The organism is Streptomyces sp. 15-116A, assembly GCF_025290915.1.
Lineage (GTDB): Bacteria > Actinomycetota > Actinomycetes > Streptomycetales > Streptomycetaceae > Streptomyces.
In genome coordinates this window covers 1-6,954 of the sequence record NZ_JAOCQE010000306.1, presented here as the reverse complement: position 1 = coordinate 6,954, position 6,954 = coordinate 1, and the positions used below count along the sequence as shown (strand labels likewise).

The following is a 6,954-nucleotide window of genomic DNA, read 5'->3' as shown; positions in this document are numbered from 1 at the left end:
CGGCGCGGCGGCCCGCCCCGGCGTGCGCGACATACGTGGCGGTGGTGTCGAGCGCCTGGGCGGTCGCGCGGCGTTCCGGTCCGTGCGGCCGGACGAGTGCCGGGGCCATGCCGATCAGCCAGGCCCAGACACCCGCCGCGGCGGCGAGCGCCAGGTGGCCGGGGACTTGGCCCAGGGTCTGCGGGACGAACAGTGAGGCGGAGCTGACGAAGGTGAGGACCACATTGCCGGGCGGGCCGACGCGGGTGGCATCGCACAGCACCTTCTGCACGGCGGCCAGCACGGCACCGACGGCGACCAGGACGACCGCGTTCGCCGTCAGCGACGCCGCGATCAGGGCCACGGCGAGACCCCCGAGCATGCCGAGCACCACACCCGCGAGGACCTTGGCCCGTGCGGCGTAGGGACGGTTGTGGGCGTAGAGCGCGCACAGCGACCCGGCCATCGTGTACATCGCCAGATCGAGCCGGCCGAGCGCCACCAGCAGCAGGCTGGGCGGTGCGACGGCCGCGACGACGCTGAGCGCCGGCTTGAACCAGATCTCGGAGGGCCGCCCGAGCCGCAGCGCGGCCGCGAGAGGGAGGCGCCGGGCGAGAGGGGTCGTGGGGGTCGCACTGCTCATGAACGACGACTTTAGCAGGTGTTTTACCCGTAAAGCACATGCTCTGATCTGCTGCGCTCCCCCGAACGCTCCCCCCGTACACCCTTGCGCTCGCGTGCACACCGCCAGGCGCGGGCATTCCTTGACCGACCGTCGAGGGGCCATGGGATGGGCAGGGGGAGGTCAGGGTGCACGGACCGGGGTCGTCCGGCTGGCTGCTGGTCGTGCTCTGCGCGGCCACCGGCGCCTACTGTCTGCTGCGGATGCGCAGCGGCGTCGAGGAGCAGCGCCGCGCCGCGGGCGGTGAGGCGCTGATGGGTTTCGGGATGGCCGCGATGGCCGTACCGGCGGCGGTGTTCACCCCGCCGGCCTGGGCGTGGCCCGTCTACGCAGCGGTGTTCGGCGCGGCGGGGCTGCACGCGCTGTGGGCGGCCCGTACGAGAGCGCACCATCTGCATCATCTGGTGGGCGCGGGCGCCATGGTCTACATGGCGCTGACCATGGCCGCCGCGTCGCCGGCACAGGGCGCAGGACACGGACACGGGCACGGCGGCTCGGGCATACCCGTGCTGACCGGGCTCCTGCTGCTGTACTTCGTGGGCTATGTGCTGCTGACGGGCGCCCGGCTGGTGCCCGTGGCCGCAATGGCAGGAACCCCAGGGTCGGCCCCGGCCGCCGGCTGGGGGGACCGCCCGGAGCTGGCGCGGGCGTGCCGGCTGTCGATGGCGATCGCGATGGTGGCCATGCTGCTGATCATGTGACCCGGGCGGCGGGCGCTGCGGACACCCGAACGCGGCCGTTGATTTCGTCACTTTGCCCCCGGAGGCCGTACCCCCGGACCGCGCCGCGCTCATAGGCTGCGGGCATGATCCTTCCCGCGGTCCTGTTGCTGCTCGGCGTCCTGACCGCTGTCACCGGCCCCCGGCTGCTCGCCCGGGCCGACTGGCCGGACCGGGAACCGGTGGTGGCACTGTGGATGTGGCAGTGCGTCATCGCGGCGGTGCTGCTGTGCTGTGCGCTGTCGATGACCTTCAGCGCGGCGGCGGCCTGGCACGCGGTCGGCGGGCATGTGTTCGCGACGGCGCCGCGGGCGGTCGTGGAGGCGTACGCCCTCGGGACGGCCGGGCCGTGGGCGGCCACCACGGCGGTCACGCTCGCCTGCGGGGGCCTGTGGACCGCGGCGATGCTGGTCAGGGAGGTCGCGCGGGCCCGGGCACGGCGGCGGGCGCGGCGGGCCGAACTGCGGTTGCGGGTGCCGCTGCTGCCGGGCGAGGAGCCGAGTTCGGACCGTCTGGTGGTGCTGGAGGGTGAGCGCCCCGAGGCGTGGTGGCTGCCCGGCACACCGCCCCGGCTGGTCGTCACCACGGCCGCGTTGCGCCGGCTGAAGGGCCGGCAACTGGACGCGGTCCTCGCGCACGAGCGCGGGCACGCGCAGGCCCGCCACGACTGGCTGCTGCACTGCTCCTCCGCGCTGGCGGACGGGTTTCCGCAGGTGCGGGTGTTCGCCGCGTTCCGCGACGAGATGCACCGGCTGGTCGAACTCGCCGCCGACGACGTGGCCTCCCGCCGCTTCGGCCGGCTGACCACCGCGCTGGCGCTGGTCGAACTCAACGAGCACCGCGGCGTGTTCGGCCCCTGCCCGACCACGCAGGCCCATGTCCCGGCCCGGGTGCACCGCCTCCTGGCCGCCCCTGACCGGCTCACCACCGCCCGCCGGCTGCGGCTGACGGCGGCGGCGTCCCTGGTCCCGGTGATCCCGGTCCTGGTGGCGTTCGCACCCGGATTGCGGGCACTGGGGTAGACGAGGGGCCAGTGGCCTGGAGCGATTGGTCCCCGGCCCGCCCCGTCGGCAAGGATCTCCGTATGCACACCCCCCACGTCGAGTCCCCGCCCCGCCCGTCCGATCAGCACCGCGGTCCGGCCGCCGTGTCCGCCGGTGTGCTGGGCGTGTGTTCCGCGCTGCTGCTGGTGCTGGTCGCCGTCGAGTGGGGGCCCCTGATGGGGCTGGACGGTGACATCTCCCGGACCACGCACCGGTGGGCGGTCGAGGAACCCGGGCTGACGCAGACGTCCCGGATCCTGACGGACTGGGTCTGGGACCCGTGGACGATGCGATTGCTGTGCGGGGTGACGGCGGCCCTGCTGGCGTGGCGGTTCGCGGCCAGATGGACGGCGTTGTGGCTGGTGCTGACCGTGGCCGCCGGAACCGTGCTGCAACAGGGGCTGAAGGCCGCGGTGGACCGCGCCCGCCCCGTCTGGCCCGACCCGGTCGACTCCGCCCACTACGCGGCGTTCCCCTCGGGCCACGCGATGACCGCTACGGTCGTGTGCGGCCTGCTGCTGTGGCTCGTCCACCACTACGGCGTGAGCCGGGCCCTGTGGCGTACGGCATTGGTGCTCGCGGCCGTCTCGGTGACCGGCGTCGGCCTGACCCGCGTCTGGCTCGGCGTCCACTGGCCCACCGACGTCCTGGGCGGCTGGCTCATCGGCGCCCTGGTGGTGGCCGTGGCGATCTGGATCCACCGCCGCCGGGAGCAGTGAAGCCGCCAGGAAGCCGTAACGCCGCAGGAGACGCCCCTGGGATCCGTCCCTGACGACAGCCGTCCTCGTCGAGCCGGAGGCCGGCCGAGGCGAGCACCGCCCTCAGCCATGACTCGGTGAATGCACAACCCCGAGCGCGTGCCGGACGAACGGGCCGACGCCTGGCGCATACGGGACCGCGGTGCCGCGCTGCACCGGGCCGCCTCCACCGGCCTCCCCCGCCGGGTGCCGCTGCCCCCGGCTGTTCGCCACGCGTGCCGGGCGCTCGAGTGCGCGGTGCACTTCGTGGAGCATCTGCCGGTGGACGAGCGGCCCGACGGGCTGCGCGGGGTGCTCGGGCTCGTCGGCTGAGCCGCTGCGCTCCCCTCACCGCCGCAGCGGGGCCCTGGCCGCCCCTCCCGAGAATGGCCCGAGGCTGCTGAAAACGCCGCCGTCTCGGACGATCCCCCGCGTCGCCCGAGACGGACGGCAGCCCGAAGCAGGCCCACCAGGGGCCTGACCAGACGCGTTGAGTATAGTTGGCTGGCAGCCAGTCAACGCAGGAGTCCAGCATGTCCCCGCGCAGCGCCTCGGTCAATGAAGAGTTGCGGAGGCGTTCGAAGGAGCGGCTCCTGCAGGCCGCGGTGGAGCTGGTGAGCGAGCGCGGCTACGAGGCGACGACCCTCGGCGACATCGCCGACCGTGCGGGCTCCGCACGGGGCCTGGTGTCGTACTACTTCCCGGGCAAGCGCCAGCTCGTGCAGTCGGCCGTGCACCGGCTGATGCACCGCACGCTGGAGGAGGCGCTGGAGCGTGAGCCGCGCACCGAGGACGGCCGGGAGCGGATGGCGCGGGCCATCGACGCGATCCTGGGCCTCGCCCGGGACCGCCCCGTGCTGATGCGCCAGCACATGGCCGGGCTGCTGCAGGCCGAGGGCTTCGTGCCGTGCCCGGAGCAGCGGCGCCTGGCCGAGCTGCTGAGCGACACCGTCGCCCGGCACGGCTCGGCGGACGTCGAGCACGACTACCCCATGCTGCGCGCCCTGCTCATGGGCGCGGTGTACGCGGCACTGGTGCCCGGGGTGCCGATGCCGGTTCCGGTGCTGCGCGAGGAGCTGTTCAAGCGCTACCGGCTGGACTGGGAGATGGGTGTCCCGCCGGACACCGAGGTGCCCGGCGGGACAGGTGAGACGGAGCCGGCGGACCGGGCGGATCTGTCGCGTTTCTTCGCGACCGATCCGGTCACCGAGCCGGTCACCGGACAGGCGGCGGACGCTCAGTCGAAGTAGTCCGGCTGCGTCTGCACATTGAGCTCGTGCAGATGGACCCAGCGCGCCGGGTCGGTACGCCGGTCGTCGATCTTCAGGACGTCCAGGCCCTTGGCGATGTCGTTCGAGTAGATGTAGCCGTTGTAGTAGTACGCCGACCAGGAGCCGCCGGTGACGATCTGATCGGTGGTCAGCGGACCGCGCTCGAAGTAGGCGATCTCCTTCGGCCTCGCCGAGTCGGTGAAGTCCCAGACGGAGACGCCGCCCTGGTACCACGCCTGGACCATCAGGTCCTTGCCGCGGACCGGGATCAGCGAGCCGTTGTGGGCGACACAGTTCTCGGTGTCGGCCTGATGGCGGGGGATCTTGAAGTAGCTGCGGAAGACGAGCTTGCTCCGGTCGCCCTTGCCGACGATGTCGTAGATGCCGTCGGCGCCGCGGTTCGGCCCGATCGCCGCGTTGCAGGTGGCGCCGGAGCCGCCGCCCAGCTCGTCGGTGAACACGACCTTGTCCGCCCGCTGGTTGAAGGTCGCCGAGTGCCAGAAGGCGAAGTTGACGTTGTCCTGGACCCGGTCGATCACCTTGGGGCGCTCGGGGTTCTTGATGGAGAACAGGATGCCGTCGCCCATGCAGGCACCGGCGGCCAGGTCCTTCGACGGCAGCACGGTGATGTCGTGGCAGCCGGTGGTCTTGGAGACGCCCGGGTTGGTGGGCGCACCCGGGTTGCCGCCGCCGTCCGGGCCCTCACCGGGGAACAGCACCGGGAATCCGACGACCGCCGCCTTGTGCGGGGCGTTGCGCGGCACCTTGATCACCGAGATGCCGTCGTGCGGCGGCTGGCAGTCGGGGTAGCCGGCGTTCGGGGAGTAGGAGGAGACGTAGACGTAGACGTTCTTGCGCTCGGGCACCAGCGTGTGGGTGTGCGAGCCGCAGGCGGTCTCGACGGCGGCCACATAGCGCGGGTTGCGCTTGTCGCTGATGTCGAAGACCTTCATGCCCTCCCACGAGGACTTCTCGGTCGCGGGCTGGGTGGTGCTGTTGCAACTGCTGTCGCTGCGCGAGGAGTCGGTGGACAGGAACAGCAGGTTCCCGGAGACGGAGATGTCGTTCTGCGAGCCGGGGCACAGGACCTGTGCCACCGTCTTCGGCGACCTCGGGTCGCTGATGTCGAAGATGCGGAAGCCGTCGTAGTTGCCGGCGAAGGCGTAGCGGCCCTGGAAGGCCAGGTCCGAATTGGTGCCGGGGAGTGCGTCCTTGGGGATGTTGGCCACGTGCCGGATGTTGTCGGAGTGGACGATCTCGTCCTGGCCGGGGATCTCGCCGCTCTCGATGGCCTCCCGGGCCTCGGCCTGGTCGCTGCGCGAGACCTCCTTCGAGGGGGCCGGCGAGTCCCCGGGGTCGGGGATCGCGGCGGCGGGAGCGGCCGTCAGGAGCGCGGCCAGCATTCCGCCGGCCGCCGCGGCGACTCCCAGGCGTCTGCGCCGGGTTCGGGGAACTCTCAACAGGATCACTGTTTTTCCTCCCTGGTTCCGTTCAACTCCGAACGGATTACGCACCCGCAGTATCGTCTGGGCATGCACATACCAACAGAGGGGCAACGCACTCGCAATGAAGTTTTTTGATCAGTGACACGCGTAATCGTGCTAGGACGGTCGTCAGCACTCACGAGGTGTCCCAGCCCCAGGAGGTCCTTGTGCTCTACCGCCGTGTGCCCCGCGCGTCCCTCGTCGCAGCCGGGCTGACCGCCCTCGCCGTACTCGGGCTCGCCGCTTGCGAGTCGGGCTCCGACGACGCCAAGTCGGATGCGGCGAGCGGCCCTTCGGTCATCGCACCGGGCGAGCCCGGGGAGGCGAACCGCACGCTGTCCGCCGAGGAGGCCGCCGAGCACCGCGGGGAGGACGACTCCCCCAACTCCGCGGACGTGTCGTACGCGCGCATGATGATCGAGCACCACGCGCAGGCCCTGGAGATGACCGAACTCGTCCCGGACCGGGCAGACTCGTCGAAGATCGTGAAGCTGGCCGAGCGCATCGGCGCGGCGCAGCGGCCGGAGATCGAGGCGATGAAGGGCTGGCTGAAGAAGCACGGCAAGCCGGTGAAGGACGACGGCGGCGGGCACGACCACGCGACGATGCCCGGGATGGCGAGCGAGGCGCAGCTGAAGAATCTGCGCGCGGCCGAGGGCAAGGCCTTCGACCAGTTGTTCCTCACGCTGATGATCACCCATCACGAGGGGGCGATCACCATGGCCACGGATGTGAAGGGGCAGGGCAACAACATCCAGATCGAGGAGATGGCCGACGACGTGATCGCCCAGCAGACGAGCGAGATCAACCGCATGCGTGATCTGACGTGAGGCACCAGGGGCCGTCGGCCGGAGAGATCAGGACGCGGTCCCGCCCGGTCGGCGGCGGGCGTGGCGCGGGGGCAGGAGGCCCGCGTCGCGGGCGCGGCCGATCAGTCTGAGGGCTCCCCTGCGGCTGCATCCGGTGGCGCCCATCACGGCCAGCACCGGATCGGCCCCCTCGGCCTGCGCCGCGCGGTACTCCCGTGCCACCAGCCGCC

8 protein-coding genes and 1 pseudogene are annotated in these 6,954 nt (G+C 71.9%); 6 read left to right on the top strand and 3 right to left on the bottom strand.

The genetic code is table 11. The features are described from left to right. Positions 1-622, bottom strand: a pseudogene (locus N4P33_RS30545) (FUSC family protein); the annotation flags it as partial. Between the two features lie 167 nt (positions 623-789). Between N4P33_RS30545 and N4P33_RS30540 the strand changes: the two are divergent. From N4P33_RS30540 to N4P33_RS30520, 5 genes are all read left to right on the top strand, one after another. After that, positions 790-1,362, top strand: a complete 573-nt coding sequence (locus N4P33_RS30540; RefSeq protein ID WP_260830182.1) for a DUF5134 domain-containing protein — start codon at positions 790-792, stop codon at positions 1,360-1,362. 104 nt (positions 1,363-1,466) lie between these two features. After that, positions 1,467-2,402 carry a M56 family metallopeptidase gene (locus N4P33_RS30535; RefSeq protein WP_260830181.1) on the top strand — a complete coding sequence of 312 codons (936 nt, stop codon included), beginning with the start codon at positions 1,467-1,469 and terminating at the stop codon, positions 2,400-2,402. Between the two features lie 62 nt (positions 2,403-2,464). Continuing rightward, complete coding sequence (locus N4P33_RS30530; protein ID WP_260830180.1) at positions 2,465-3,142, top strand: phosphatase PAP2 family protein; 678 nt, start codon at positions 2,465-2,467, stop codon at positions 3,140-3,142. Between the two features lie 120 nt (positions 3,143-3,262). Beyond that, positions 3,263-3,493: a hypothetical protein gene (locus tag N4P33_RS30525; protein WP_399030402.1), complete on the top strand. Its 231-nt coding sequence runs from the start codon at positions 3,263-3,265 to the stop codon at positions 3,491-3,493. A gap of 200 nt (positions 3,494-3,693) precedes the next feature. Further along, the gene (locus tag N4P33_RS30520; RefSeq protein WP_260830179.1) at positions 3,694-4,410 is read left to right on the top strand and encodes a TetR/AcrR family transcriptional regulator; all 717 of its coding nucleotides are present in this window, start codon (positions 3,694-3,696) and stop codon (positions 4,408-4,410) included. Here the strand turns inward: N4P33_RS30520 and N4P33_RS30515 are convergent. Further along, entirely contained in the window at positions 4,398-5,900 is a 1,503-nt protein-coding gene (locus tag N4P33_RS30515; protein WP_260830178.1) for an LVIVD repeat-containing protein, read from the bottom strand. The two genes, N4P33_RS30520 and N4P33_RS30515, sit on opposite strands and share 13 nt — an antisense overlap. Before the next feature lie 182 nt (positions 5,901-6,082). Here N4P33_RS30515 and N4P33_RS30510 point away from each other — a divergent pair, with 182 nt between their 5' ends. Then, on the top strand, positions 6,083-6,745 hold the full coding sequence (locus tag N4P33_RS30510; RefSeq protein WP_260830183.1) for a DUF305 domain-containing protein: 663 nt from the start codon (positions 6,083-6,085) through the stop codon (positions 6,743-6,745). A 27-nt stretch (positions 6,746-6,772) separates the two neighbouring features. Here the strand turns inward: N4P33_RS30510 and N4P33_RS30505 are convergent. Continuing rightward, positions 6,773-6,954: DUF6214 family protein (locus tag N4P33_RS30505; protein WP_260830177.1), on the bottom strand; the 182-nt coding region annotated here is incomplete at its 5' end.

Bases quoted from the DNA above. Each gene is read 5' to 3' on its own strand.
- N4P33_RS30535 (WP_260830181.1), top strand. From the start codon at position 1,467: ATGATCCTTCCCGCGGTCCTGTTGCTGCTCGGCGTCCTGACCGCTGTC.
- N4P33_RS30520 (WP_260830179.1), top strand. From the start codon at position 3,694: ATGTCCCCGCGCAGCGCCTCGGTCAATGAAGAGTTGCGGAGGCGTTCG.
- N4P33_RS30530 (WP_260830180.1), top strand. From the start codon at position 2,465: ATGCACACCCCCCACGTCGAGTCCCCGCCCCGCCCGTCCGATCAGCAC.
- N4P33_RS30525 (WP_399030402.1), top strand. From the start codon at position 3,263: ATGCACAACCCCGAGCGCGTGCCGGACGAACGGGCCGACGCCTGGCGC.